Annotated in this window: 25 protein-coding genes and 1 pseudogene; 17 read left to right on the forward strand and 9 right to left on the reverse strand. The window is 70.1% G+C overall.

Annotation, left to right across the window (positions count from 1 at the left end):
- The first annotated feature begins 194 nt into the window (after nucleotides 1-194).
- The 3 genes from CRT23_RS16250 to CRT23_RS16260 all read left to right on the forward strand — a co-directional run bounded on the left by CRT23_RS16250 (nucleotide 195) and on the right by CRT23_RS16260 (nucleotide 2,999).
- A complete protein-coding gene (locus CRT23_RS16250) occupies nucleotides 195-1,313 on the forward strand; it encodes a patatin-like phospholipase family protein (protein WP_245436293.1) in 1,119 nt (372 codons plus the stop codon).
- A 29-nt stretch (nucleotides 1,314-1,342) separates the two neighbouring features.
- Nucleotides 1,343-2,086: an acetoacetate decarboxylase gene (locus CRT23_RS16255; RefSeq protein ID WP_103710516.1), complete on the forward strand. Its 744-nt coding sequence runs from the start codon at nucleotides 1,343-1,345 to the stop codon at nucleotides 2,084-2,086.
- 127 nt (nucleotides 2,087-2,213) lie between these two features.
- Nucleotides 2,214-2,999 (forward strand): 3-hydroxybutyrate dehydrogenase, encoded by a 786-nt coding sequence (locus tag CRT23_RS16260; protein ID WP_103710517.1) that lies wholly within the window; start codon nucleotides 2,214-2,216, stop codon nucleotides 2,997-2,999.
- A 72-nt stretch (nucleotides 3,000-3,071) separates the two neighbouring features.
- Here the strand turns inward: CRT23_RS16260 and CRT23_RS16265 are convergent, their stop codons facing one another.
- From CRT23_RS16265 to meaB, 3 genes are all read right to left on the reverse strand, one after another.
- Nucleotides 3,072-3,416, reverse strand: a complete 345-nt coding sequence (locus CRT23_RS16265; protein ID WP_055945897.1) for a CsbD family protein — start codon at nucleotides 3,414-3,416, stop codon at nucleotides 3,072-3,074.
- A 153-nt stretch (nucleotides 3,417-3,569) separates the two neighbouring features.
- Nucleotides 3,570-4,196: a peptidase C15 gene (locus CRT23_RS16270; RefSeq protein WP_103710518.1), complete on the reverse strand. Its 627-nt coding sequence runs from the start codon at nucleotides 4,194-4,196 to the stop codon at nucleotides 3,570-3,572.
- Between the two features lie 5 nt (nucleotides 4,197-4,201).
- A complete protein-coding gene (gene meaB / locus CRT23_RS16275; RefSeq protein ID WP_055945892.1) occupies nucleotides 4,202-5,200 on the reverse strand; it encodes a methylmalonyl Co-A mutase-associated GTPase MeaB in 999 nt (332 codons plus the stop codon).
- 264 nt (nucleotides 5,201-5,464) lie between these two features.
- Here meaB and CRT23_RS16280 point away from each other — a divergent pair, with 264 nt between their 5' ends.
- Complete coding sequence (locus CRT23_RS16280) at nucleotides 5,465-6,511, forward strand: alpha/beta hydrolase (RefSeq protein ID WP_181017371.1); 1,047 nt, start codon at nucleotides 5,465-5,467, stop codon at nucleotides 6,509-6,511.
- A gap of 110 nt (nucleotides 6,512-6,621) precedes the next feature.
- Nucleotides 6,622-6,978: a hypothetical protein gene (locus tag CRT23_RS16285; protein ID WP_055945889.1), complete on the forward strand. Its 357-nt coding sequence runs from the start codon at nucleotides 6,622-6,624 to the stop codon at nucleotides 6,976-6,978.
- Between the two features lie 51 nt (nucleotides 6,979-7,029).
- Here the strand turns inward: CRT23_RS16285 and CRT23_RS29745 are convergent, their stop codons facing one another.
- The 3 genes and pseudogenes from CRT23_RS29745 to CRT23_RS16295 form a co-directional block, all read right to left on the reverse strand.
- A complete protein-coding gene (locus CRT23_RS29745; protein ID WP_348628862.1) occupies nucleotides 7,030-7,329 on the reverse strand; it encodes a GTP-binding protein in 300 nt (99 codons plus the stop codon).
- Nucleotides 7,314-7,373: pseudogene (locus CRT23_RS29625) on the reverse strand (hypothetical protein); the annotation flags it as partial. The pseudogene CRT23_RS29625 and the gene CRT23_RS29745, both read right to left, overlap by 16 nt.
- A 245-nt stretch (nucleotides 7,374-7,618) precedes the next feature.
- Entirely contained in the window at nucleotides 7,619-9,385 is a 1,767-nt protein-coding gene (locus CRT23_RS16295; protein WP_103710519.1) for a L,D-transpeptidase family protein, read from the reverse strand.
- 142 nt (nucleotides 9,386-9,527) lie between these two features.
- Between CRT23_RS16295 and CRT23_RS16300 the strand changes: the two genes are divergently transcribed.
- The 5 genes from CRT23_RS16300 to CRT23_RS16320 all read left to right on the forward strand — a co-directional run bounded on the left by CRT23_RS16300 (nucleotide 9,528) and on the right by CRT23_RS16320 (nucleotide 13,832).
- Entirely contained in the window at nucleotides 9,528-10,376 is an 849-nt protein-coding gene (locus CRT23_RS16300) for an SDR family NAD(P)-dependent oxidoreductase (RefSeq protein WP_103710520.1), read from the forward strand.
- Nucleotides 10,377-10,705: 329 nt separating this feature from the next.
- On the forward strand, nucleotides 10,706-10,999 hold the full coding sequence (locus CRT23_RS16305; RefSeq protein ID WP_103710521.1) for a hypothetical protein: 294 nt from the start codon (nucleotides 10,706-10,708) through the stop codon (nucleotides 10,997-10,999).
- 3 nt (nucleotides 11,000-11,002) lie between these two features.
- Entirely contained in the window at nucleotides 11,003-11,254 is a 252-nt protein-coding gene (locus CRT23_RS16310; protein WP_103710522.1) for a hypothetical protein, read from the forward strand.
- A 188-nt stretch (nucleotides 11,255-11,442) separates the two neighbouring features.
- Entirely contained in the window at nucleotides 11,443-12,921 is a 1,479-nt protein-coding gene (zwf, locus tag CRT23_RS16315) for a glucose-6-phosphate dehydrogenase (protein WP_103710523.1), read from the forward strand.
- 212 nt (nucleotides 12,922-13,133) lie between these two features.
- On the forward strand, nucleotides 13,134-13,832 hold the full coding sequence (locus tag CRT23_RS16320) for a GntR family transcriptional regulator (RefSeq protein WP_055945875.1): 699 nt from the start codon (nucleotides 13,134-13,136) through the stop codon (nucleotides 13,830-13,832).
- A gap of 155 nt (nucleotides 13,833-13,987) precedes the next feature.
- Here CRT23_RS16320 and CRT23_RS16325 read toward each other — a convergent pair whose 3' ends face one another.
- Nucleotides 13,988-15,664, reverse strand: coding sequence for a methyl-accepting chemotaxis protein (locus CRT23_RS16325; RefSeq protein WP_103710524.1), 1,677 nt, complete (start codon nucleotides 15,662-15,664; stop codon nucleotides 13,988-13,990).
- A 144-nt stretch (nucleotides 15,665-15,808) separates the two neighbouring features.
- On the reverse strand, nucleotides 15,809-16,465 hold the full coding sequence (locus CRT23_RS16330) for a GntR family transcriptional regulator (protein WP_103710525.1): 657 nt from the start codon (nucleotides 16,463-16,465) through the stop codon (nucleotides 15,809-15,811).
- A gap of 180 nt (nucleotides 16,466-16,645) precedes the next feature.
- On the opposite strand from CRT23_RS16330, the gene dctP reads away from it, so the two are divergent.
- The 6 genes from dctP (at nucleotide 16,646) to minE (ending at nucleotide 21,799) form a co-directional block, all read left to right on the forward strand.
- The gene (gene dctP, locus CRT23_RS16335; RefSeq protein ID WP_055945867.1) at nucleotides 16,646-17,665 is read left to right on the forward strand and encodes a TRAP transporter substrate-binding protein DctP; all 1,020 of its coding nucleotides are present in this window, start codon (nucleotides 16,646-16,648) and stop codon (nucleotides 17,663-17,665) included.
- Entirely contained in the window at nucleotides 17,662-18,378 is a 717-nt protein-coding gene (locus CRT23_RS16340; protein WP_055945865.1) for a TRAP transporter small permease, read from the forward strand. The genes dctP and CRT23_RS16340 overlap by 4 nt, the downstream gene beginning before the upstream one ends.
- Nucleotides 18,375-19,727 carry a TRAP transporter large permease gene (locus CRT23_RS16345; protein ID WP_055945862.1) on the forward strand — a complete coding sequence of 451 codons (1,353 nt, stop codon included), beginning with the start codon at nucleotides 18,375-18,377 and terminating at the stop codon, nucleotides 19,725-19,727. Before CRT23_RS16340 ends, CRT23_RS16345 begins: the two co-directional genes overlap by 4 nt.
- 233 nt (nucleotides 19,728-19,960) lie before the next feature.
- Complete coding sequence (gene minC, locus CRT23_RS16350; protein ID WP_055945859.1) at nucleotides 19,961-20,674, forward strand: septum site-determining protein MinC; 714 nt, start codon at nucleotides 19,961-19,963, stop codon at nucleotides 20,672-20,674.
- 13 nt (nucleotides 20,675-20,687) lie between these two features.
- Nucleotides 20,688-21,503, forward strand: coding sequence for a septum site-determining protein MinD (gene minD / locus CRT23_RS16355; RefSeq protein ID WP_055945856.1), 816 nt, complete (start codon nucleotides 20,688-20,690; stop codon nucleotides 21,501-21,503).
- Nucleotides 21,500-21,799, forward strand: a complete 300-nt coding sequence (gene minE, locus CRT23_RS16360; RefSeq protein ID WP_055945853.1) for a cell division topological specificity factor MinE — start codon at nucleotides 21,500-21,502, stop codon at nucleotides 21,797-21,799. Before minD ends, minE begins: the two co-directional genes overlap by 4 nt.
- Before the next feature lie 33 nt (nucleotides 21,800-21,832).
- Here the strand turns inward: minE and CRT23_RS16365 are convergent, their stop codons facing one another.
- The gene (locus tag CRT23_RS16365) at nucleotides 21,833-23,083 is read right to left on the reverse strand and encodes a nucleoside transporter C-terminal domain-containing protein (RefSeq protein WP_103710526.1); all 1,251 of its coding nucleotides are present in this window, start codon (nucleotides 23,081-23,083) and stop codon (nucleotides 21,833-21,835) included.
- A gap of 169 nt (nucleotides 23,084-23,252) precedes the next feature.
- Between CRT23_RS16365 and CRT23_RS16370 the strand changes: the two genes are divergently transcribed.
- On the forward strand, nucleotides 23,253-24,386 hold the full coding sequence (locus CRT23_RS16370) for a CorA family divalent cation transporter (protein ID WP_245436295.1): 1,134 nt from the start codon (nucleotides 23,253-23,255) through the stop codon (nucleotides 24,384-24,386).
- The last annotated feature ends 48 nt before the right edge of the window (nucleotides 24,387-24,434 follow it).

The raw sequence follows: 24,434 nt of genomic DNA on the forward strand, positions 1-24,434 counted from the left end.
GGGCGCCGCTGGGCGAAGATCGAGGGCCTGACAACCGAGCCGCTTCGTCCCATCCGATGGATGGCGGTCGCCCCGGGCTTGCGTCATGGTGCGCCGCACGCACCGGGCAACCGTGGGTTGGTGCCTCGCCGTTGGCGGGACGACTCGCGGGATCCCCGAGGCGGTGTGTGGTTCATATCGCGAGAGGGCCTGTCGTGTCGGCATTTCCCAGCGGCGAAACCAACGTTCTCGTGCTCCAGGGCGGCGGGGCGCTCGGCTCCTACCAGGCGGGCATCTACGAGGCGCTGGCGGCCCAGGGCCACGCGGTGGACTGGGTCGCGGGAATCTCCATCGGAGCCATCAATGCGGCGCTCATCGCGGGAAACCCGCCCGAGCGGCGCGTGGAGCGAATGAGAGCCTTCTGGGAGCTCGTCTCCTCGGGGGTGACGGGAGCGCCCTGGTTTCCCGGCGAGAGGGCCCGGGCAGCGTTCAACGAGGCGAGCGCGGGCTGGATCGCCACCTTCGGGGTGCCCGGCTTCTTCACGCCCCGTTTTCCGCCCGCCGGCTTCTATCCGGCCGGCGCGCCGGAGGCGCTGAGCTACTACGAGACGACCCCGCTCCGCGCGACCCTCGAACGCTTCGTGGATTTCGACCTGATCAACGCGGGGCCGACCCGCCTCAGCGTCGGCGCCGTCAACGTTCGCAGCGGAAACTTCGCCTACTTCGACACCCGGCGCGACCGGATCACACCCGAGCACATCATGGCCTCGGGTGCCCTGCCCCCGGGCTTCCCGCCGGTCACCATCGAGGGCGAGCCCTACTGGGACGGCGGCATCGTCTCGAACACGCCGCTGCAATACGTCCTCGACGAGGAGCGCGGGCGCGACCTCATGGTGTTCCAGGTGGACCTGTTCTCCGCGCGCGGAGCGATGCCCCGGACCCTGATCGACGCGGCCGAGCGCGAGAAGGACATCCGCTTCTCCAGCCGGACCCGGCTCAACACCGACATGAGCCTGGAGATCCGCAAGGCCAAGGCGGCCACGCGCAGCCTCCTGGCCAAGCTGCCGCCCGAATGGCTCGGCGACCCCGATGTCGAGTTTCTGCGAGGGATCAGTCACGACAACGTCGTGACGATCATGCAGCTGATCTACCGTCGCAAGGCCTACGAGGGGAATTCGAAGGATTACGAGTTCTCGCGCACGACCATGCTGGAGCACTGGGCCGCGGGGCTCGACGACATGCGCCGGTCCCTGCGGGCGCCCGCCTGGCACGACCGCCGCCCCGACGCGAGCGGCATCTGCGTGCTCGACCTGACCCGCGCCGCGCAGGACTGAACGCCCTTCACCCCCAGGGAGACGAGCCCGTGACCCGCGACGAGATCCTCGAGACACCCTCGATGCCCGCCTTCAGCCCGAGCTACCCGCGCGGGCCGTATCGCTTCCTGCGGCGCGAATACCTGATCGTGACCTATGAGACCGATGCGGACGCCCTGCGTCGGGCCCTGCCCGAGCCCCTGGAGCCGCATCCGGACAACCTCGTCTACTACGAGTGGATGAAGATGCCGGATTCCTCCGGGTTCGGCGACTACGAGGAGAGCGGCTCGGGAGCTCTCGCCAGCTTCAACGGCGAGCCCTGCAACTTCTCGATCCAGATGTACCTCGACGACGAGCCGCCGATCACGGCCGGGCGCGAGATCTGGGGCTTCCCGAAGAAGTGGGGCGTGCCCCGCCTCAAGCTCACCAAGGACACCCTCACGGGCACGCTGCACTACGACGACGAGCGGGTCGCGATGGGCACCATGACCTACAAGCATCGGAGCCTGGAGCACGATCTCGCCGCGGTGAAGCAGGGCCTGGGCAAGCTCAACATCAACCTCAAGCTGCTGCCGGATGTCGGCGGCGGCCCGAAGGTCGCGCAACTCGTCGGCTATCGCCTGGAGGACATCACCGTCCACGGCGCCTGGGAGGGGGAGGCCCGCCTTCACCTGATCCCGCACGTGAACTGCCGGGTGGCCGACCTGCCCGTGCGCCGCATCGTCGGCGGCCGGCACATGGTCGTCGACTTCACATTGCCCTACGGGCAGGTGCTGCACGATTATCTCGCCTGATCGACCAGACGTCCCGCGTCGTGCCCGACCCCGCCCGGACCGGCCACCGCGCTCAGGCTTTGTTCGACCGCGCGCCTGTCCGGCGCGCTCGGGTCCCCTCGTCGAAGACTGCCCCTAGGAGGCTTCCATGATCCTGAAATCCAAGACCGCCGTGGTCACCGGCTCCACCAGCGGCATCGGCCTGGCCTGCGCCCGCGCCTTCGCCAAGGAGGGAGCCAACATCGTGCTCAATGGTTTCGGCAAGCCCGAGGATATCGAGGCGGCGCGGTCCGGGATCGAAACCGAGTTCGGCGTGAAGGCGGCTTATTCGCCGGCCGACCTGACCAAGCCCGCCGAGATCGAGGGGCTGATCCGACTGGCGGAGGAGACCTACGGCTCCGTGGACGTGCTCGTGAACAATGCCGGCGTCCAGCACGTCTCGCCGATCGAGGACTTCCCGCCCGAGAAGTGGGAGCAGATCATCAGCCTGAACCTGTCCTCCGCCTTCTACACCATGCGGGCCGCGATCCCCGGCATGAAGCAGCGCGGCTGGGGCCGCATCATCAACACGGCTTCGGCGCACTCGATGGTCGCCTCGCCCTTCAAGTCCGCCTACGTGGCGGCCAAGCACGGCCTCGTCGGCCTGTCCAAGACGGCGGCCCTCGAACTCGCGACGCACGGCATCACGGTGAACTGCATCTCGCCGGGCTATGTCTGGACGCCCCTGGTCGAGAGCCAGATCCCCGACACCATGAAGGCGCGCGGGATGACCAAGGACGAGGTCATCAACGAAGTGCTGCTCAAGGCGCAGCCCACGAAAGCGTTCGTCACCATCGACCAGGTGGCGGCCCTGGCCGTGTTCCTGGCCTCCGATGCGGCGAGCCAGATCACCGGCGCCAACATGGCCATGGATGGCGGCTGGACGGCGCAGTAGCGCGGTCCCGCATGGCCGTCCCGCTCCGCCCAGCCGCGACGGCGGTCGGAGCGGGACGGCCGGGGCTGGGTTCTAGCGGCGCCCGTGCAGCAGCAGGGCGAGGCCGTAGCCGACGGCGCCCGCGATCACCAGGGCGATGAACGGGTTCTCCTCGACGCGGTGACCCACCACCCGGCTGCCGTCGCGCAGGTAGGTGCCGCCGCGCTCGTAGGCGTCGCCAGCGTAATCCGAGACGTTGTCGGCCACGTCGCGCAGGGTGTCCTTGGCCTGTCCGTAGATGTCCTGCGCGCGACCCTCGGCCTCGCGGTAGCGGCCCTCGGCGGAGGTGCGCGAGGACCCCGCGAGGTCTCCCGCAGCGCCCTGAACCTTGCCGCCGAACTCCTTGGCGGTGCCGACGATGCGATCCGTATCGACCATGGTCTCTCTCCTGAACGCGGATGATGCGGGCCACCCGTCCGGGGTCGGGGGCGCCCGCATCCGACGTTCACAGAACGCCCGACGGCGCGAAGGAGACCCATGCCCGAGGGTGAAAATCTTCCGGTGCCGGCAAAGGGCCGTGTCGCGCGCCGCTCAGCCGCCAGCCCGGCCGCGGACCACGAGACGACGCGCCACCTCCGTGCAGGCTCGGGCGAGACGCTCTCCCGGGGCCTCGCGCCGCGGCCGCACGGGTGCCTTCGCGGGGCGCTGCGTCCGGGGCGGGAGCGGGATGTGCACGAACAGCGCCGGGGGCGCATCGCGCAGGGCGCGAAAGTAGCTGGCGTTGCAGAGGTAGCGTCCCGCATCCCGCGAGGGAATCGCCGCGATCCCGTGCCTGCGCAGCGTCGCGAGGGCGGGGGCCGCCGCGGGTGAGCGGCGCGCGGGCGGGCCATCCGGCTCGAGGGTCAGGCGCGACGCGATCCGGCCGGAGGCATCGGGAAAGAGCCGGCTCGTGCGGTTGCGGCCCTGCACCTCCACCCGGACCCGCTTGGCGCGGGTCGCGACGCCGAGCATGAGGATCGCGGCGGGCGCCTCGGCGAGGGCCGGCTCCAGCCTCTCGGGGATCGCCGCGTAGGTGGTGCGCAGGATCAGCACGCGCACCGGAATGCCGCCGAGCTTCAGGGGCGCGAGGGCACCGATGCGCCGGGCCAGGGCCGCGCTCGGATTGCGCGGCACGCCGGGAAACGGACCGAAGCCGGTGATCAGCAGCGGTCCCGGCATGCGGGTCAGAGGCCGATCAGGGTGGCGATGGCCTCCGCCCCGGCGGCGGGCGAGGCATCCCCGCGCCCGACCGCCGCCTCGGCCTCCGCCGTCTGGCGGCGCACCTCGGCCGAGCCGACGAGGCGCTGGTGCAGGCGCTCGTGCACGAGGGCCCACATCCACTTCACGTCCTGGGTCCGGCGCTTCGCGGCGATCTCGCCCGTGGCGGTGAGCTTGTTGCGGTGGTCGACGATCCGCTCCCACAGGCCGTCGAGGCCCTTGTTGTTCAGGCCCGAGATCGTGACCACCGGGGGCGTCCAGGTGGAGCTCGGTGCGGAGAGGATGTGCAGGGCGGCGCGATACTCCGAAGCGGCCGCGCTGGCCCGGCGCTCGCCCTCGCCGTCGTCGGCCTTGTTCACCGCGATCATGTCGGCGAGTTCGAGGATGCCCTTCTTGATGCCCTGGAGTTCGTCGCCGGCCCCCGGCAGCATCAGGACGAGGAAGAAGTCGGTCAGGTCCGCCACCGCTGTCTCGGATTGGCCGACGCCCACGGTCTCCACCAGGATGACGTCGAACCCCGCCGCCTCGCAGAGCAGCATGGTCTCGCGGGTCTTGGCCGCCACGCCGCCGAGAGTGCCGGAGGAGGGGGAGGGGCGGATGAAGGCGTTGGGGTCGAGGGCGAGGCGCGCCATCCGGGTCTTGTCGCCCAGGATGGAGCCGCCGGTGCGCGTGGAGGACGGGTCGACGGCCAGCACCGCCACCTTGAGCCCGGCCGCCGTCAGGTTGGCGCCGAGCGCGTCGATGGTGGTCGACTTGCCGACGCCGGGTACGCCGGTGATCCCGACGCGGATCGCCGTGCCGGTGCGCGGCAGCACCGCGTCGATGAGGCCGCGCGCCGCCGCCCGGTGGTCCGGCCGCTTCGATTCGGCCAGCGTGATCGCCCGCGCGAGGGCGGCCCGGTCTCCGGCGAGCAGCCGCTCGCGCAGGGCATCGATGTCGAGGGCGGGTGCGGGGGAGGCGGCCATGGTTGTCTTCTTTGCCGGTCCGGCCCGGTTTCGTCGAGGGGGGCGGTCCGGCGCGCGGGCGCTTCCGCCGCAAACCGGCGCGATCCGGAGGCGTGCCACCCTGTGGGGCGGGGGCCACAGGCCCGCCTCTGCCCGCAATCCACATCGCCACGGCCACGCCTCCGCCCCGCCATGGTCACGATCCTGATCGACAGGGTACTGACGCGTTGCGCCCGTCCCGGGGCCACCACGTTCAGGGCCGCCTTGCACGACATGATCCGAGCCATGATCCGACCCCAGCCTCCCACCCGTCGCGCGCTGCTGCGCTTCGCCGCCCTCTCGGGGGTGGCCGGCCTGACGCCCGGACTGGCCGGCTGCGTCGCCGACGGACTCGTCACCGATGCGGTGGGCGGCGGCGCGCCGGAGCGCCAGTCGGCCCTCGACGTCAGCCCGGTGCTGCTCGTGGCCACCACGCGCAAGCCCGTCGGTTCGCCCCCCAAGAGCCCCTACTTCACCTCCGAGCGCGGCCGCGGCCTCAGCTTCGCCGAGGTGCGCCTGTCGGCACCCGACCGCTCGCTGATCGGCAAGGTCTCCTCCGTGGTGACGGGCGACTGGGCCGTGACGGCGGTGCCGCAGGTCGAGACCGGCGCGGGGGCGGCAGCCGCCTTCGCCCAGGCGGCTTTGGGGCGCGACGTGCTGATCTACGTCCACGGCTACCGCGAGAGCTTCCAGTCGGCGGCCCTGAGTGCGGCCAAGCTCTCCGACGGCATCCGCTTCCGCGGGGCCTCGGCCCTCTTCACCTGGCCCTCGGCGGCCGCCACCTTCGATTACGGCTACGACCGCGAGAGCGCCCTGTGGTCGCGCGACGGCTTCGAAGATCTGCTGAAGGCGCTGGCGAACTCCCCCTCGGGCGGACGCATCAACATCGTCGCGCATTCCATGGGCACGCTGCTGACCCTGGAGACCCTGCGCATGTTGCGGGCCGAGGCCGGCGAGGCCGCCATGGCGCGCATCGGCGCGGTGGTGCTGGCCGCCCCCGACATCGATATCGACCTCTTCACCAGCGCGGTGGAGCGGATGGGACCGGACGTGCACAAAATCACCGTGATCTCGTCGACGAACGACCGTGCCCTCGAACTCTCCGGCGCCATCGCGGGCGGCATCGTGCGGGCCGGCGCGGCGGACCGCGAGCGCCTGGAAGCCCTGGGCGTCCGCGTGGCCGACGCCTCCGATTACGGCGGCGGCCTCATCAACCACGACCTGTTCCTGTCCAATCCCGACGTGCAGGGCGTGGTCAAGCGGGCCATCGCCCGGGCGAGCGGCGGCGCCTGAGGCCCGGCCACCCACCGCAAACCAACCCCCGGCCTTCCGGGCCTTGGCCTCCGCCCCGTTCGCCCCTACACGGACGGCGGCCCCGAGGCTGCAGACAACAAGGATTCGCGATGTTCACACTCGAGATCGATGGCGTGGCCATCGCGGTCATCAACGGCTCCGAGGAGGTCGCCAACGACCTCTTCACCTGCGATGGCTTTAAGGACGACATCCAGACCATGAAGAGCGACGGCAAGGTGCTGTGGAACGGCACCTCCCCGCTCAAGGTCCGGGCGGCCACCGAGGAGGAGATCGAGATCTTCGAGGACGCCCTCGCCGAGGACGATTCCGAGGAGGACGAGCCCTACGAGCCGGATGCCCGCCACGCCGAGGCCTCGAACGACGACGAGGCGGACGACGCGGACGAGGAGGATGCCGACATCGTGTTCCTGGTCGACATCGACGAGGACGGCGGCCTCGATTCCTGATCGCCGACCCAGCCGGTCGCCCCGTTGCGGGCGACCGGACGGGGGCGCAGCTCAGGCGCGCCGCTGCCAGACCAGGAACGGATCGGGCAGTCCGCAATCGGGGGCGGCATCGAAGGCGCCCCGGTCCGGCCCCGTATCGATCGGGCAAGCGTCGAGGGCGGCCCGGATGGCCGTCTCGTCCAGGCTCGTGCCGATGAAGACCCGTTCCTGGCGCCGGTCCCCCAGGTCTCGCTCCAGACCCCGTCGAGGCGCGCGCGGAACGGCCTGCCACCGGAACCCATGGCGGAGACCCGTGCCACGGTTCCGGCCAGGGAGAATCCGCCCACCCAGTCGGGTCGCGAGGTGAGCCAGAAAGGGCCCTCGGTGCGGATCAGCCCGGGCCAGGTCGCGCCCACGAAGGCGTTGAACCGGGTCGGGTCGATCGGTTGCCGGGCAGACGTAGATCGTAAGGCAGCATCACAAACATCATTTGATATGTTATAACATAACAATTTCTGGTGAATCCGGGGTTTGTCAACCGCGCGTCGTCTCCCGGGAATGGTGGAACGGACGCGACGCGACGGCCGGAGGGGACCGCCGGAGCAAGGCGGCCCCCTTCGGGCCCGGCGGGCCTTCCCGGGGGAGAGGGTCCGGCGCGGGTTCAGTCGGTCGGGGGGAGCGCCGCGCGGCTGGGGATCGATCGCGGCGGGACCGGATCACCGGCCGCCTGGTCGGCACCGGCACGTGCAGGCCGTGGGGCGGCTGTCTTGCCAGGACTCTGCGCCGGGGCCGCGCCGGGGACGGCACCCTTCTCAGCCGATGCCTTCTGAGCCGATGCCTTCGGCACGAGCCCGGGTGGGACCAGAGCGGCCTCGGCCGGCTTGGCGAGAGGCGACTTGGCGAGAGTGGGTTTGGCGAGAGTTGGCGTGACGGGGGACGGCTTGTCGCCCGGGGCCCGGGCGGATGCGGACCCGGCGGTGGAAGCCTTGGTCGTCGCGGGCACGGTCACCGACGGCGGCGCGATGGTGCCCGTCGCCGCCACGTCCGGCATCGGCACCGCCGGGCTGTCGATGCCGTAGATGTCGTCGCGAAAATGAGCGCGGCCGTCCGGGGTTGCGTAGCCCGTGAGATACACGAAGGTCACCGGGATCTGCTTCGGCAGCTTGATGTCCAGGCGCTCGTTCGTCGCGATGCTGGTCTCGATCTCGATCGGTCCCCAGGTCGAGCCGGTGCCGTTGGGACCCGGCGTGCCCTCGAGCAGCCAGCCGGCGAGTTCCTTCACCTGGGCGACCCGCACGCAGCCATGGGAATGGAACCGCACTTCGCGGGCGAACAGCGATTTCGACGGCGTGTCGTGCATGTAGACCGCCTGCTTGTTCGGCATGTCGATGCGCACCTGGCCCAGGGAATTGTCCAGGCCGGAATCCTGCCGCAGGGTGTAGTTGGCCGCCTTCTCGCTCGACCAGTCGATGGCGGTGGGGTCGACCTCGACGCCACCGGGACCGAGGATGCGGATGCGCTCCCGGGCGAGGTAGCCGGGATCCTTGCGCATCTTCGGAATGATCTCCTTCTTGATGATGGAGACCGGCAGGGTCCAGGTCGGATTGAGGTTGACGTCGGTGATGCGGGCCTCGATCCGCGGCGTCGCCTTGTCGGGCTTGCCGACCACCGCCACGTAGCGGCGCACCACGACCCCGTGGTCCACCGCCTCCACCGTGGCCGAGGGAATGTTCACCACAACGTAGCGATCGCCATAGGCGAAGTTCGAGCCGATCTGGCGCGCCGCGGAGGCGGCGAGCTGGCGCTGGCGGGTGGCCGCCGGCACGTTGAGCGCCGTCACCGTCTGGCGCCCGATCAGCCCGGTCTCGGGCAGGCCGTGTCGGGCCTGGAATGCCTTCACGGCCGCCACCAGGGAGGCGTCGAGCTGGTCGTTCATCGGGGCATCGGGAGGCAGGTCGCCGACGAGCGCGAGGTGCTTGCGCAGGGCCGGAATGGCCGGATGGCTGGCGCCGGGCTTGACCACGAGATCGGCGGGCAGCGCGGTCCAGCCGCCGGCATCCACCATGGCCTGATAGCGGTCGGCCATCCGCAGGGTGTCGAGGAACGTCGCGGGACTGAGGGTCGGCACCGGGTCGGCGGAGACCCGGGCCACCACGAGCGGCGGCAGTTCGCGGGATTTCTTGGCCGGGACGGCTGGGGTGGCGCTGGCCTCGCCCGCGCTCGGGGCGATCGCCTGGACGGCGGGCGTCGCCGGGGCGGTGGTGGTGAGGCTCTCGACCTTCGGAGCCTTCGCGGGTGAGGGGGCTTCGGGTACGCCGGAAACCTGAGCCGTCGCGGCGCCGCCCAGCGCCCAGAGGAGGGCCAGGGGCGACAGGCCCGCGCGGAGGCGGTGCGGGCGGAGAACGACGGTCCTGTGGCGCGAAAGCATCGCGAACCTTTCGAGTGCAATGTCTCCCCGACCATGCGTGCAGAGGGTTACCAATCTCCTCTCGTGCCGTGACGGGCGCCGACACCTGCCCTAACTCCCGCCCCGGAACGGCAGAGCAGCATACGGCAGAGCAGGAGCGGCCATGACCAACCATCCGGCAATTCAGGCGGGACGGACCGCCGTCGTCACCGGGGCGGCGAGCGGCATCGGGCTCGCGGCGGCTCGCCGTTTCGCCGCGGCGGGCATGCGGGTCTGGCTTGCCGACCTGCCGGGCGAGGCGCTGGACTCGGCCCGCGCCGAGGTCGCGCGCGACGGGACTGCGGCGTCCGTCCACGCGATGGCCACGGATGTGGCACGGCCCGAGGCCGTCGCGGCCCTATGCGCGGCGGCCTGTGCGGAGGGTGCACCGGCCGTGGTCATGCTGAATGCCGGGATCGAGGCGGGGGGACAGCTGTTCTCGACCCCCGAGACCTGGGCACGCATCCTCGACACCAATCTCTGGGGCGTCATCAACGGCATCCAGGCCTTCGCGCCGGCGATGATCGCCGGGGCCGAGCCCGGCGCCATCGTGGTCACGGGTTCGAAGCAGGGCATCACCACCCCGCCCGGCAATACGCCCTACAACGTCTCGAAGGCGGGGGTGAAGGTCGTCACCGAGGCCCTGGCCCACGACCTGCGCAACCGCGCGGGCGCCCGCGTCAGCGCGCACCTGCTGATTCCGGGCTTCGTCTATACGGGCCTCACCAAAGCGCGGGGGGTGGAAGAGAAGCCCGCGGGCGCCTGGACGCCGGAGGAGACCGTCGCCTTCATGCTGGAGCGGCTGGAGGCCGGCGACTTCTACATTCTCTGCCCGGACAACGAGACCACGCGGGCGCAGGACGAGCGCCGCATCACCTGGGCGGCCGGCGACATCATCGAGAACCGTCCCGCCCTGTCGCGCTGGCACCCGGATCACGCTGAGGCGTTCCGGGCGTTCGCTACGGGGCGCTGACACGAGGGGTGTCTCGCAGGCGATTCGTCTGACTCCGAGAGGCGATCCGGGATCCGCGAAGGCGCGAGCGATCGATCTGACCCGGGAGCACGCCGTTCGGCCGCCGCGGATCCGCAGCCGAGACTGTCGTCCGGGCGGCCGAAGCGCTTGCGCGGAGTGGGCCGACGGACTGCCGAGCGCATAAGAATATATAGCTATCATAGGTAAGATGAACGACCTCGGATGGCTTTCGCACCAGGGGACGGCCATGCGTGAGGGTCTGCCGGCGATCCCCGTGAAGGCGCTTCGTTGGCCGTTGGCCGCTCGCGATGTCGAGGCGAAGCTCGTCCGTGCGCCTGGCGCTCAAGGTGTTCAACCCGTTCCAGCCGCGCGTCCCGGCCGGCACCCGTGAGGGCGAACGATGGTCCGGCGACAGCACCTCGGACGGGTCCGACGACGGTTCCTTGATCCGGCCTGTCGCGGGCCGGGAACGGGACCGGATCTCCGGAGCGGAGCTTGCCAAGGATCCCGACTTCAACCGCCATATCGTCGACAGGCATGTCGGGAAGACCGACGCTGATATGATCAAGCGCGTCGCGGACAGTTCCGGGCGGGAGCTGTTCGGTCTACTGCCGCCGACCTGACCGATGATGAGGGACGGCTTCTTCGACGCGATCGAGTCTGCGAGACCCTTTATCCGGGAAAGTCTGGAGAAGAAGAAAGGCGCTGTTCAGCGAGTCGCGGAAGGGTCGGAGCCCGACGCCTGGCTGACGTCGCGCTTCGGCTATCCGACACGCAAGGATGGCTACAGGGCCTTCTCCAAGCTGATCCGTGATACGGCCGACCAGCATGGGCGAGGCGTCCTGCCCACAAGGGTCAAGCTCACACGCGATCTGTGATGCTGTCGCGCGCAAGGTTGCGACGATCGAGAGTTCAAGGGGTGATTGTCCAGGGAACCGATCCCTCCGCCCCCGCCGCGGGGCCGACCCGCCTTGGCGAGGTTCCTGCAGGGGTATAATCCCGACGGTGATGAATCGGTCGGCTCGGTTGCCGGCACCGTCGACCCTCAGGAAACCGGGAGCCGCCTTTGGCCACCATTATCCCCGTCGCCTCCTTCGATTGCGTCGTCTTCGGCGCCACCGGCGACCTGACGACGCGCAAGCTGCTGCCGGCCCTGTTTTACCGCTTCGTGGACGGACAGATCCCCGAGACGAGCCGGATCATCGGCGCCTCGCGTTCGGAGATGAGCGCCGAGGCGTTCCGCGAGCGCGCCCGCGACGCCATCAAGCGCTTCGTTCCGGCCAGCGACATCACCGAGGACAAGCTCGCCGCCTTCCTCGACCACCTCGACTACGTCGCCGTCGACGGAGCCAGCGACGAGGGCTGGGAGGATCTGGTCGCCAAGCTCGCCGAGCGCCCCGACCAGGTGCGGCCCTACTACCTCGCCACCTCACCCGACCTCTACGGCTCGATCTGCCAGAATCTCGCCAAGCACGGCCTGATCGGCGAGAAGTCCCGCGTCGTGCTGGAGAAGCCTATCGGCAAGGATCTGGAATCGGCCCGCGCCATCAACGACGCGGTCGGCACGGTGTTTCCCGAGGAGCAGATCTTCCGCATCGACCACTATCTCGGCAAGGAGACGGTGCAGAACCTGCTCGCCCTGCGCTTCGCCAACACCATCTTCGAGCGGCTCTGGACGGCCGACGTCATCGACCACGTCCAGATCACGGTGGGCGAGACCGTCGGCGTCGAGGGCCGCGCAGGGTACTACGACACCTCGGGCGCCCTGCGCGACATGGTTCAGAACCATATGCTGCAGCTTCTCTGCCTGATGGCGATGGAGAGCCCGCTCTCCCTCGACGCCAATTCGGTGCGCGACGAGAAGCTGAAGGTTCTGCGGGCCCTGAAGCCCATCACGCCGCACGACGTGCAGAGCGTGACGGTGCGCGGCCAGTACACGGCGGGCGCCGTCAACGGCAAGCCGGTGGACGGCTACCGCGCCGACCTCGGCGGAGACGTCGACAGCCGGACCGAGACCTTCGTCGCCCTGAAGCTCGAGGTGCAGTCCTGGCGCTGGGCCGGCGTGCCGTTCTACCTGCGCACCGGCAAGCGGCTGCCCCGGAAGCTTTCCGAGATCGTGGTGCAGTTCCGCGCCTCGCCGTTCTCGATCTTCCCGGCGGAATCCTTCGGGCGCGAGCCCAACCGCCTCGTCATCCGGCTCCAGCCGGAGGAGGGGATCAAGCTCGAGGTCATGACCAAGGATCCGGGTCCGGGCGGAATGCGGCTGCGGCCGACCAACCTCGACATCTCCTTCGAGGAGACCTTCAAGCAGCGCTACCCCGATGCCTACGAGCGCCTGCTCATGGACGTGGTGCGCGGCAACGCCACGCTGTTCATGCGTCGCGACGAGGTCGAGGTCGCCTGGGCCTGGGCCGATTCCCTCCTGAAGGCCTGGGCCGACCGGCCCGAGCCGCCGCGGCCCTACGCCGCCGGAAGCTGGGGGCCCACCGCCGGCATCGCGCTGATCGAGCGCGACGGCCGGACCTGGCACGAAGAGCTGCGCTGAGAGAAGCCCCCGCCGGATCGAGGCGGGGGCGGTATTCGGTGGCCCCCAGGGACTCGAAGACACGCGACTCCGCCATCCCGGTGGCATCGCGTGGATTTCGCGGGCGGCCTCCGCGCGGAACCGGGCTATAGTTCCGCAATCCCTCGACAATTCTGAGTCGACGGATTACCAGAGGGAGTATTTTTCATTCCTCTTCCAGACGTCGTGGACCCATGAACAAGATCGAACCGGGCCTCGGCATCAACCGGCGCTATCTGCACGATGAAGTCGTCGACCGAATGCGCGACCTCATCCGCGCGGGTGAGCTGGAGCCACGGGCGCGGATCAACGAAAGCGAGTTGACCGAGCGCTTCGGCATCTCGCGCACGCCCCTGCGCGAGGCGATCAAGATCCTCGCCACCGAGGGGCTGCTCGAGCTGCTGCCCAATCGCGGCGCCCGCGTCGCCAGCCTATCGCAATCCGAGATCGAGGAGATGATCGAGGTCATCGCCGGCCTGGAGGCCACCGCCGCCGATCTCGCCTGCCGCATCATCACCGATGCGGAGATCGACGGCATCTCGCGCGATCACGAGGCCATGGTGGCGGCCTGGCGGGCCGGCGAGGAGGGGGTCTACTTCGCCCTCAACCGGGAAATCCACGAGGGCATCATGCGGGCCAGCCGCAACGCCACCCTCGGGGGTATCTACGACAGCCTCTCGGGCCGCATCCAGCGCTCACGCTACGCCGTACATCAGACGCCGGAGCAGTGGGCGCAGTCGGTGGCCGAGCACGAGCGGATGATCTCGCTCCTGCGCGCCCGCGACGGCGATGCGCTGGCCCTGCTCATGCGCGCCCACATCCGGGCCCGGACCCCGGTGATCGCCGAGAATTTCGGCGCCGCCCGGCGCGAGGCGGCCGGGTCGGTCGGCTAGCGCGGCCCGAGCCGCTCGCATCGGGGACGCCCCCGCGGGCGGACGACCTTTACCCCCGGCGGGCCGCACGGAGCGCCGGCCCGCGGACGGGCGCTCCCTGACAGGTGGACCGGTTGCCCTCGAGGGTTTCCGGGTCCCGCCCGCGCCGAGTCCGGTCAGGCCGCCCGGACGGTGCCGAGGAAGCGTGCCAGTTCCTGCGCGAGATGCTCGGCTTCGTGCGAGAGCTCGGAGGCCGAGGCCAGGACCTGCGACGCGGCCGCCCCCGTTGCCTCGGCCGCTCCGGCGACCCCGGCGATGTTGGTCGTGACCTCGCCGGTGCCGGTGGCGGCCTCGCCGACGTTGCGCACGATCTCCTGGGTGGCCGCGCCCTGCTCCTCCACCGCCGCCGCGATCGAGGTGGCCACGTGGCTGATCTCGCGGATCCGACCGCTGATGCCCTCGATCGCGGTCACGGCCTGGCCGGTGGAACCCTGGATTCGGCCGATCTGGCCGCTGATTTCCTCGGTGGCCCGGGCCGTCTGGTTGGCGAGTTCCTTGACCTCGGCCGCCACCACGGCGAAGCCCCGGCCCGCTTCACCGGCGCGGGCCGCCTCGATGGTGGCATTCAGCGCCAGCAGATTGGTCTGGCCCGCGATGGTCGAGATCATGGCGACGACGTCGCCGATCCGCGCGGCGGCGGCGCTGAGTTCCTGGACCTGCGACGCGGTCCGGGCGGCCTCGTCCACCGCCCGCTGGGCGAGTTCCGTGGAGCCGTCGACCTGGCGCCCGATCTCCTGGACCGAGGCCCCGAGTTCCTCGGCGGCGGCCGCCACCATGCCGACATTGGAGGCAGCCTGGTCCGCCGCCGCCGCGACCGTGCTGGATTGCTGGGCCGTCTCGGAGGCGGTGTTGGCCATGCTCTGGGCCGTGCCGCGCAGCTGGCCCGCCGCCGCAGTCACCCGGTCGAGGATGCCGCCGACGGCGCCCTCGAACCCGTCGGCCATCTCGCGCATCGCGGCCTTGCGCTGCGCTTCGGCACCGGCACGGGCGAGGCGGGTCTCGTCCTCGAGGGCGCGGCTGCGCAGGAGATTGGCCCGGAAGGTCTCGAGCGTGTCGGCCATGGCGCCGATCTCGTCCTGGCGGCCGACGCTCGGGATCTCGGTCTCGGCCTCGCCGTCCGCCACGCGCCGCATGGCCGCCGTCATCGCGCCCAGCGGCCGGGTGATGCCGCGGATCGTGTAGGCCATGGCGGCCAGCGCCATCAGGACGGAGAGCCCGAGCATGACCTGGGTGGTCCGCACGGCACTCGCCTGTTCCGCGCGCGCCGCCGCCTTGGCGGCCTCGCCGGCCTCGCCGTTGAGCGTCACGAGCTTGCGCATGCTGGCGCTGGTGGCGAGATAGTTGGCGTTCATCGGCCCCCGGAACAGGGTCAGGATCTCGTCGCGCCGGGTCGGATCGATGGCCTGGAGCTGGGTCCAGTCCTGGCCCATCTGGGCGAGCTTGGCGCTGACCTCGTCATAGAGGATGCCCTCGGCGCGGGAACTCACCAGCGTCCGGTAGGCCGCGCGCCGGGTCTCCAGTTCCGTCGCCAGGGTCGCCGCCTGCGCGACGCTGTTGGTGCGCTCCTCGGCGGTGTCGGCGATGACGTAGCGGAACTGCCAGAGCCGGATCCGCATCACCAGGGCATTCATGGCATGGGCGGCATCGACGGAGGGGAGGGCGTTGTCGGATAGAACCGTGATGCGGTCGCCGATGGCATCCATCTTCGCCAGGGAGACGAGCCCCTGCCCGGTGGTGATGACCGCCAGTAGACCGAATAAGCCGATCAGGGTCGACTTGAGAGAGAGGCGCATGGGAAAAGCCGGTGACCGCTTGGCGAGAATGAGCAGGTCTCGATTAGCAGGCCTCCCTTAAGATTGACTTGCCTTCCACCGGGCGACATCCGTCGGTTGTGTTGTCGCCCCGGGCTGAGATCGGGGCGACGTCCTCGCGGTTGGTCAGGCCGCGGCGTTGATCGAGCGCAAGCCGGCCACCAGATCCGAGAAGCGGTCGCCCTGGACGATGACGTGGGCCCGCAGCCGGTCGGAGGCCGCGGTCTCGTCGCCCGACACGATGGCGGCCACGATGGCCTCGTGCTCGGCCAGGGACTGGCCGAGGCGGTTGCGGGCGCGCAGCTGGAGCCGTCGGAAGGGCGCGAGCCGCCGGTGCAGCTGGCGCGCCTGCTCCTCCAGGAAGCCGTTCCGGCAGGCCCGGTACACCACCGTGTGGAAGATGTAGTTCTCCGCGTAATAGGTCTCGGGGTCGCCGGCCGCGGCCGAGGCGGCACAGGCCGCCAGGGCCGCCTTGAGCGCGGCCTCGTCGTCGGGGATGAGCCGGCGGGCCGCCAGCCGCCCGCAGGAGGCCTCGATCTCCGCCATGGTCTCGAACATGGCGATCAGGAGTTGCGGATCGGGGGCGCTGACGATGGCCCCACGCCGGGGCTTGATCTCTACGAGGCCCGTCATGGCGAGTTGCAGAAGTGCCTCGCGGATCGGCGTGCGCGAGACCCCGAAGCGCTCGGCGAGCTCCGTCTCGTCGAGGCGCGCGCCGATGGCGACGCGTCCGTCCACGATCTCGGTCTCGATGGTCTGCCTGAGGCGGCGCGATTGGTTCATGCGCTGAGATCCCGGCCCGTTTTAATCCCGCCGACTCACGAAAATCAGGCGTCCACCATTATTCAATCGCGTTGACAAAATATACAAGGCGTCGTTTCATGTATAACGAAGACGCAGTGCAGTATAAATGCTGCGCTGCAAAACGAAGCGGCCGGGCACCGGCCCAGGGAGAGACACGCCATGATGCTGACACGCCGTGCCCTCGTCGCCGGCGGCCTCGCCGCCCCCGCCATCCTGTCCCTGGGCTCGCGGGCCCAGGCTGCCACCACCCTGAAGCTCTCGCACCAGTTCCCCGGCGGCACCATCGACGAGGGCGACTTCCGCGATCGCATGTGCCGCAAGTTCGCGATGGCCCTGGCCGAGCGCTCGAAGGGGGCCCTCGAGGTGCAGGTCTACCCGGGCTCGTCGCTGATGAAGACGAACGCTCAGTTCGCGGCCATGCGGAAGGGCGCCCTCGACCTGTCGCTCTATCCCTCGCCCTACGCGGGCGGCGAGGTGCCTGAGCTGAACATCGGCCTGATGCCGGCGCTGGTGAGCTCCTACGAGCAGGCCATCGCCTGGAAGAAGGCGCCGGTGGGTCGCAAACTCACCGAGATCCTCGACGCCAAGGGCATCATCCTCGTTTCCTGGGTCTGGCAGGCGGGCGGCGTCGCCAGCCGCGAGCGTCCCCTCTTCGCACCGTCCGATGCCAAGGGCCTCAAGGTCCGGGGCGGATCCCGCGAGATGGACCTGATGATGAAGCAGGCCGGCGCCGCCACCCTGTCGATCCCCTCCAGCGAATCCTACGCCGCCATGCAGACCGGCGCGTGCGACGCGGTCATCACCTCCTCCACCAGCCTGATCTCGTTCCGCCTGGAGGAACTGGGCAAGGCCCTGACCTCGGGCCGCGAGCGCTCCTACTGGTTCATGCTCGAGCCGCTGATGATGTCCAAGCTCGCCTTCGAGCGCCTGCCCAAGGACCAGCAGGACCTGATCATGGCCATCGGCGCCGAGCTCGAGCCGTTCGGGCAGGCCGGGGCCAAGGCGGACGACACCAAGGTCGAGGAGATCTTCACCAAGGCCGGCGCGAAGGTCCAGAATCTCGACGAGAAGACCCTGGGCCAGTGGCGCGACATCGCCCGGGAGACCGCCTGGAAGGACTTCGCGGGCAAGTCGGCCGGCTGCGCCGAGCTCCTCAAGCTGGCGGAGCAGGTGTCGTGAGCCACGCCTTCGACGCGGCTTCGGCCGCCGCCGAGACGCACACCACGGCAGAGCCCCGGGTTCCGGGGCTCCTCGGCACCATCGACCGGGCCCTGAAGGGCGTCAATCACGTCATCATGCTGCTCGGTGGCATCGCCCTGGTCTGCGCCTGCCTGGTGCTCAGCTACAGCGTCGTCATCCGCTACGTCCTGCACGAGCCCACCGACTGGCAGGACGAGATGGCGGTGTTCCTGATCGTCGGCGCGACCTTCTTCTCGGCCGCCGCCGTGCAGGCCAAGCGCGGCCACGTGGCCATCGAGGCGCTGACGGGCCTGCTCTCGCCGCGGGTCAACCGCGCCCGCCTCCTGGTGGCGGACGTGATCAGCTTCATCTTCGTGGCGTTCTTCGCCTGGAAGAGCTGGACCCTGCTCCACGAGGCCTGGGTCGACGGACAGGTGTCGCAGTCGAGCTGGGGGCCGCCGCTCTGGATCCCCTACATCCTGATGGCGATCGGCATGACCCTGCTGGGCATCCAGTTCGCCCTGCAGATCGCCGAGGAGATCCTCTACGGCGCCGAGAAGGCCGGCTGGGCGAACCCCAAGATCGGCCTCGGTGCCGATCTCAACCGCGACACGCAGGGGCACCCCGGCGGCACCCCGACGGGCACGCGGCCCCTCGGCGATCCCCTCGCCAACACCGTGCCGGACACGAAGGTCACCGGGAGGCATCCATGAGCGTCGCGGCCATCGGCTTCCTCTATGCGGGGGCCACCCTGAGCGCGATGCTCGCCGGCATCCCCATCGCCTTCGCCCTGGGCTTCGTCGCCCTGGCCTTCATGTACGTCTTCATGCCGGGCGCCTCCCTCGATACGGTGGCGCAGAACGTCTACGAGGAGATGGCGTCGATCACCCTGCTGTCGATCCCGCTCTTCATCCTGAAGGGCGCGGCGATCGGGCGGTCCAAGGCCGGCCAGGACCTCTACTCGGCCATGCATGCCTGGATGCATCGCATCCCCGGCGGCCTCGGCATCGCCAACGTGTTCGCCTGCGCGCTCTTCGCCGCCATGGCGGGGTCGAGCCCGGCCACCTGCTCGGCCATCGGCTCGGCCGGCATCCCGGAGATGCGCAAGCGCGGCTACTCGCCGGGCTTCGCCGCCGGCATCATCGCCGCGGGCGGCACCCTCGGCATCCTGCTGCCGCCCTCGATCACCATGATCCTCTACGCGGTGGCGGCCGAGCAGTCGCTGGGACGCCTGTTCCTCGCCGGCATCGGACCGGGCCTCCTCCTCGTCGGCCTGTTCGCGACCTGGTCGGTCTACCGGTTCCGAGCGGAATACGCGGCCGCGAAGGTCGCCTACGAGCGGAACGGCACGGCTTCGCCGATCCTCGCGGAGGATACCTACAGCATGCGCCAGCGCTTCTCGACGCTGCCGCGGGTGCTGCCCTTCGTAATCCTGCTCACCGGCGTGATGGTGGCCCTCTACGGCGGCTACGCCACCCCGTCCGAGACGGCGGGCCTCGGCGGCCTCCTGGCCCTGGGCCTGATCGCCGTCATCTACGGCGTCTGGCGTCCGCGCGACGTGGGTCCGATCCTCACCGCGACCCTGCGGGAATCGACCATGCTGATGCTCATCATCGGCATGTCGCTCCTCTACGCCTACGTGATGAGCTACCTGCACATCTCGCAGTCGGCGGCGGCCGCGATCGTGGCGATGCAGCTCTCCCCCTGGGTGCTGCTGGTGACGATCCTCGGCCTCGTGATCCTGCTCGGCTTCTTCCTGCCGCCGGTCTCGATCATCCTGATGACGGCGCCGATCATCCTGCCGCCGCTCAAGGCCGCCGGGTTCGACCTCGTCTGGTTCGGCGTCGTGATGACCATCACCATGGAGATGGGCCTGATCCACCCGCCGGTGGGCCTCAACATCTTCGTCATCAAGAACATCGCGCCCGACATCCCGCTGAAGGACATCATCTGGGGCACGCTGCCCTTCGTGATCCTGATGGCGGTGGCGATCCTGATCCTCTGCCTCGTGCCCGGCATCGCCATGTGGCTGCCGAACTGGCTGCTGCCCACCACGCGGTGAACCGGGTCGTCGCCCGGGCGACAACCCTGACCGGACGAATCCGGCCCCGGAGGGGCGCGCGACGGGCCCAGGCCGTCGTGCGCCCCCTCCGGGGCCGATCTCTTTTCGCGTATCCCGTCCCTGGATCATCGGATCCGAGGAAAATGCGCGCCTTTAATCCTTTGAACACGGGTTGTTAACGAAGCGGTAACCATACCGGGCATCAATGGTCTGGTAAGGAATCGCGAGAGCCCGTGACTGACACAAGCCCTCCCCGCAGACCCGTTCAGCTTCGTGGCCGCGCCTTCAAGTCCCTGGTGCTGGCCCCGGAGACCCCGCTTCCCGATTGGTTCGCCGATCTGGACGAAGCGCTCAAGCGCTCGCCGACCCTGTTCGACGGGCGCGCCCTGATCCTCGACGTGGCGGCGCTGGCGCCCGCCGCGCCGGACCTCGACACGCTGCTCGCCGAACTCGGCAGCCGGCAGATCCGCATCCTCGGCATCGAGGGCACGGACGTGTCGCTCCTCGGACCGGGGCGCCCGCCGCTCCTCGTCCAGGGACGGCCCTCGAACACGATCGAGATCCCGGCCCAGCCGGAGCCGGAGCCCGAGGTGCCGCCGGCACCCCTCGAGCCGGCCACGACGTCCCTCACCATCGAGGGCTCGGTCCGGTCCGGGCAATCCATCGTCCACCCCACCGGCGACGTCACCGTCATGGGGTCGGTCTCCTCCGGCGCGGAGATCCTCGCCGGCGGCTCCATCCACGTCTACGGCGCGCTGCGCGGCCGGGCCATCGCCGGCGCCGCCCGCAACCCCCGCGCCCGCATCTGCTGCCGCAAGTTCGAGCCCGAGCTTCTCGGCATCGACCGCCTCGTCCGCACGGCCGAGGAGATGGGCAACCACCTGCGCGGCAAGGCCGTGCAAATCTGGCTCGATGGCGGCGCCATCAAATTCGCATCCTTGGATTGAGGAGACAGCTCATATGGCCAAAATTCTGGTCGTGACATCAGGCAAGGGCGGCGTCGGCAAGACGACGACGACGGCGGCCCTCGGCGCGGCGCTCGCGCAGGCCGGCAAGAGCGTGGCGGTGGTCGACTTCGACGTCGGCCTGCGCAACCTCGATCTCGTGATGGGCGCCGAGCGGCGCGTCGTCTACGACCTCATCAACGTGGTCAACGGCGACGCCAAGCTCAACCAGGCCCTCATCCGCGACAAGCGCCTGGACAAGCTCCACCTGCTGCCCGCCTCGCAGACCCGCGACAAGGATGCGCTCACCGACGAGGGCGTCGCCCGCGTCATGGACGAGCTGCGTGAGAAGTTCGACTGGGTGATCTGCGACTCGCCGGCCGGCATCGAGCGCGGCGCCACGCTGGCCATGCGCCACGCCGACGTCGCCGTGGTGGTGACGAACCCCGAGGTCTCCTCGGTGCGCGATTCCGACCGCATCATCGGCCTGCTCGACTCCAAGACGCTCAAGGCCGAGCGCGGCGAGACGATGGACAAGCACCTGATCCTCACCCGCTACGACCCTGCCCGGGCCGATCGCGGCGACATGCTCAAGATCGAGGACGTGCTCGAGATCCTCTCGATCCCGCTGCTCGCCATCATCCCGGAGAGCATGGAGGTCCTGCGCGCCTCGAACGTCGGTTGCCCGGTGACCCTGAACAACCCGCTCTGCGCCCCGGCCCGCGCCTACACCGACGCCGTGCGCCGCCTCAACGGCGATGCGGTCCCGATGTCGGTCCCCACCGACAAGAAGTCCTTCCTCGACAAACTCTTCACCCGGAGGGCAGCATGAGCCTCCTCAACATGTTCAACCGGCGCGGTTCGGCGCCGGTCGCCCGGGACCGCCTGCAACTCATCCTCGCCCATGAACGGGCGGGGGTCGGCGGCTCCGATCTCGTGATGGTGCTGCGCGAGGAGATCCTCGCGGTCATCGCCAAGCACGTCGAGGTGAACAGCGACAAGGTCCAGATCCGCCTCGACCGCGGACAGGACATGTCGACCCTCGACATCGACATCGAGCTGCCGCTCACGGCCGTCACCAAGGCCGGTCCCGCGAAGGTCAAGGCGGCGAAGCTCGCCGCCGCATGAGCCTCCGCGCGCCCGTCCTGGCCGGCATCGCCGTCAGGCCCCGATGAACAACCCGGCGAGCGTCGCGCTCGTCAGGTTGGACAGGGTGCCGGCCAGGATCGCGCGCAGGCCGAACCGGGCGATCTCCGCCCTGCGCTCCGGCGCGAGGCTGGCGAGACTCGCGAGCTGGATCGCCACCGAGGTCAGGTTGGCGAAGCCGCAGAGGGCGAAGCACAGGATCGCGGCCGTCCGCGGATCGAGGGTGCCGCCCTTCAGGACCGGCGAGAGCTGCGCGTAGGCCAGGAACTCGTTGAAGGCGATCTTCTGACCCAAGGCCCCGCCGACGAGGCCGGCCTGGTCCCAGGGCACGCCCATCAGCCAGGCCAGGGGCGCGAACACCGTGCCGAGGATGCCCTCCAGGCTCAGGGCGGGATAGCCCGCGAGGCCACCGGCCCAACCCATGAACCCGTTCAGCAGGGCGATCAGTCCCGTGAACGCGATCAGCATCGCCCCCACCGAGACCGCCACGGCGAGCCCCTTCTGGGTGCCGTCGGCCGCCGCCTCGATGACGTTGACCGCCCGCGTCTCCGCGAAGGTGACCCGCGTGGAGGTGACCCGGCTCGGCTCCGTCGTCGGCACCAGGATCTTGGCGTAAAGGAGCCCGCCCGGCACCGCCATGGCGCTGGCGGCCAGGAGGTACTCCATCGGCACCCCCAGCGCCGCGTAGCCGGCGAGGATCGTGCCCGCCGTGGAGGCGGCCCCGCTCGACATCACGGCGAACAGCTCGGCCGAGGTCAGCGCCACCAGGAACGGGCGCAGCGCGATGGCGATCTCGCTCTGGCCGATGGCGATGGTGATCACCGCCGAGAAGGTCTCGATCCGCGAGGTGCCGATCACCCGCTGCAGCACCGCGCCGATGCCGCGCGCGGCGGCCTGCATCACGCCGAAATGGTAGAGCACCGCGATCAGCGCCGAGACGTAGAGGATCTGCGGCAGGATGCGCAGGGCCAGGATGAAGCCGCTGCCGCCGAACAGTTCGAACATCCGCGGCTCCACGAGGCCGCCGAACAGGAAGGCGGTGCCCCGGTCGCCGTAGTTCAGCACGGTCTGGACGAAGGACGCCGCCGCCGCGAGGCCCGTCCGGCCCGCCGGAATGAACAGCACCAGGGCTCCCAGCGCCAGCTGCAGCGCCAGGGCCGAGATCACCACCCGGGGCGAAATCGCCCGGCGGTTGGTGGAGAACAGCACGGCGACGGCCAGCAGCAGGGCGAGGCTCGCGCCCGCGTGAAAAAGCTTCTCGACCATACCGCCCCGCTGTTCTGCCCTGCGCCGAGCAAGCCCGATGCCGCGGCGTTTGTCGCGGGCGATATCACGTTGTCGACCAGCTCCGGGGGGGAAGCATCGCGGGCGACGGCGTGCCTCTCCGCGCGGTGCCTCTCCGCGCGCCCGTCGACGGGGAGACCAGGATGGGGCCATGGTCCGAGCCACGGTCCCGTCCCGGTTGCCCACGGCCGTCACGACACTGTCGCCCACACTTGCGATCCAGCGCCGCGACCGTCGGCGGTTTGCCGGCAACAGGGCCGCCCGCATGCCGCGCCTCCTCTCCGATACCGCCGCCCTGCCGTGCCTGCTCTTCGCGATGGTGTTCGACGCCGAGGGGCGTGGGCGCCTCTGGGAGGGCGGCGGGTTGCCGGAGCCCGTCGCGGAGGGGTTCCTGTGGCTGCATCTCGACCTCGTCGATGCGCGCCTCGACGGACTGATCGCCGCCGGGCGCTTCGGACCGCCGGCGCTCGCCGTCGCCACCTTCGCCCGTGACGGTCACCAGCGCGTGGTGATCGAGGGCACCGATCTCGGCCTCGTGATCGCCGACCGGGCACGCGAGTTCGACGGCCGGATCGCGGATGAGCCGGGCGGACGCCTCCACTGCGTCCTCGGTGCGCAGCGCCTCGTGAGCGGGCGCCGGCACGCCACCGCCGCCGCCGAGGCCGCCCGCGACGCGGTGCTGGCCGGACGCCGGGTGACGACGCCGGCGGGCCTTCTCGAGATCTTCGTCGCGGGCGTCGCCGCCTCCCTCGACGCCTCCGCGCGGCGCTTCTCCGATGCCCTCGACGCCATCGAGGACCGCATGCTCGACGAGGATCAGCCCGACGATCCCCGGCCCCTGGCGCCGATCCGCCGGCAGGCCGTGCGCCAGCACCGCCAGCTGGCGGGCCTGAGCGCGGTCTTCCACCGCCTCGAAGCCGAGACCGAGGAGGCGGACGACGCCCTGCCCGATGCGGTGGTGCGCATGGCTGCCCGGGTGGTCCAGCGCCTCGACTCGCTCCACCGCGACATGCTGGTCCTGTCCGAGCGCAGCCGCCTGCTGCAGGACGAGATCGCCGGGCGCACGGCGGCCGAGACAAACCGCCAGCTCTTCACCCTGTCGATCCTCACCGCGCTGTTCCTGCCGCCGACCCTGGTGACCGGCGTCTTCGGCATGAACACCAAGGGCCTGTTCCTGGGGGAGTTCGAGGACGGCTCGCTCCTCGCCCTGCTCATCTGCGCGGTCGCCGCCCTGGCGGTCTACGGCGTGATTCGCCGACTCGGGCTCGTCAAACGGCGCGGCTGATCGTAAGCCGGCTCTCTGTCACAGCGCGGGGAGCCTGAAAACACCGCG

The sequence above is a fragment of the Methylobacterium sp. V23 genome (assembly GCF_002917135.1).
Lineage (GTDB): Bacteria > Pseudomonadota > Alphaproteobacteria > Rhizobiales > Beijerinckiaceae > Methylobacterium.

Excerpts from the sequence above, each read along its gene's own strand:
- CRT23_RS16260 (WP_103710517.1), top strand. The coding sequence starts at position 2,214 with ATGATCCTGAAATCCAAGACCGCCGTGGTCACCGGCTCCACCAGCGGC.
- CRT23_RS16265 (WP_055945897.1), bottom strand. The coding sequence starts at position 3,416 with ATGGTCGATACGGATCGCATCGTCGGCACCGCCAAGGAGTTCGGCGGC.
- CRT23_RS16270 (WP_103710518.1), bottom strand. The coding sequence starts at position 4,196 with ATGCCGGGACCGCTGCTGATCACCGGCTTCGGTCCGTTTCCCGGCGTG.
- meaB (WP_055945892.1), bottom strand. The coding sequence starts at position 5,200 with ATGGCCGCCTCCCCCGCACCCGCCCTCGACATCGATGCCCTGCGCGAG.
- CRT23_RS16280 (WP_181017371.1), top strand. The coding sequence starts at position 5,465 with ATGATCCGACCCCAGCCTCCCACCCGTCGCGCGCTGCTGCGCTTCGCC.
- CRT23_RS16285 (WP_055945889.1), top strand. The coding sequence starts at position 6,622 with ATGTTCACACTCGAGATCGATGGCGTGGCCATCGCGGTCATCAACGGC.
- CRT23_RS16295 (WP_103710519.1), bottom strand. The coding sequence starts at position 9,385 with ATGCTTTCGCGCCACAGGACCGTCGTTCTCCGCCCGCACCGCCTCCGC.
- CRT23_RS16300 (WP_103710520.1), top strand. The coding sequence starts at position 9,528 with ATGACCAACCATCCGGCAATTCAGGCGGGACGGACCGCCGTCGTCACC.
- CRT23_RS16310 (WP_103710522.1), top strand. The coding sequence starts at position 11,003 with ATGATGAGGGACGGCTTCTTCGACGCGATCGAGTCTGCGAGACCCTTT.
- CRT23_RS16320 (WP_055945875.1), top strand. The coding sequence starts at position 13,134 with ATGAACAAGATCGAACCGGGCCTCGGCATCAACCGGCGCTATCTGCAC.
- CRT23_RS16325 (WP_103710524.1), bottom strand. The coding sequence starts at position 15,664 with ATGCGCCTCTCTCTCAAGTCGACCCTGATCGGCTTATTCGGTCTACTG.
- CRT23_RS16330 (WP_103710525.1), bottom strand. The coding sequence starts at position 16,465 with ATGAACCAATCGCGCCGCCTCAGGCAGACCATCGAGACCGAGATCGTG.
- dctP (WP_055945867.1), top strand. The coding sequence starts at position 16,646 with ATGATGCTGACACGCCGTGCCCTCGTCGCCGGCGGCCTCGCCGCCCCC.
- CRT23_RS16345 (WP_055945862.1), top strand. The coding sequence starts at position 18,375 with ATGAGCGTCGCGGCCATCGGCTTCCTCTATGCGGGGGCCACCCTGAGC.
- minD (WP_055945856.1), top strand. The coding sequence starts at position 20,688 with ATGGCCAAAATTCTGGTCGTGACATCAGGCAAGGGCGGCGTCGGCAAG.
- minE (WP_055945853.1), top strand. The coding sequence starts at position 21,500 with ATGAGCCTCCTCAACATGTTCAACCGGCGCGGTTCGGCGCCGGTCGCC.
- CRT23_RS16365 (WP_103710526.1), bottom strand. The coding sequence starts at position 23,083 with ATGGTCGAGAAGCTTTTTCACGCGGGCGCGAGCCTCGCCCTGCTGCTG.
- CRT23_RS16370 (WP_245436295.1), top strand. The coding sequence starts at position 23,253 with ATGGTCCGAGCCACGGTCCCGTCCCGGTTGCCCACGGCCGTCACGACA.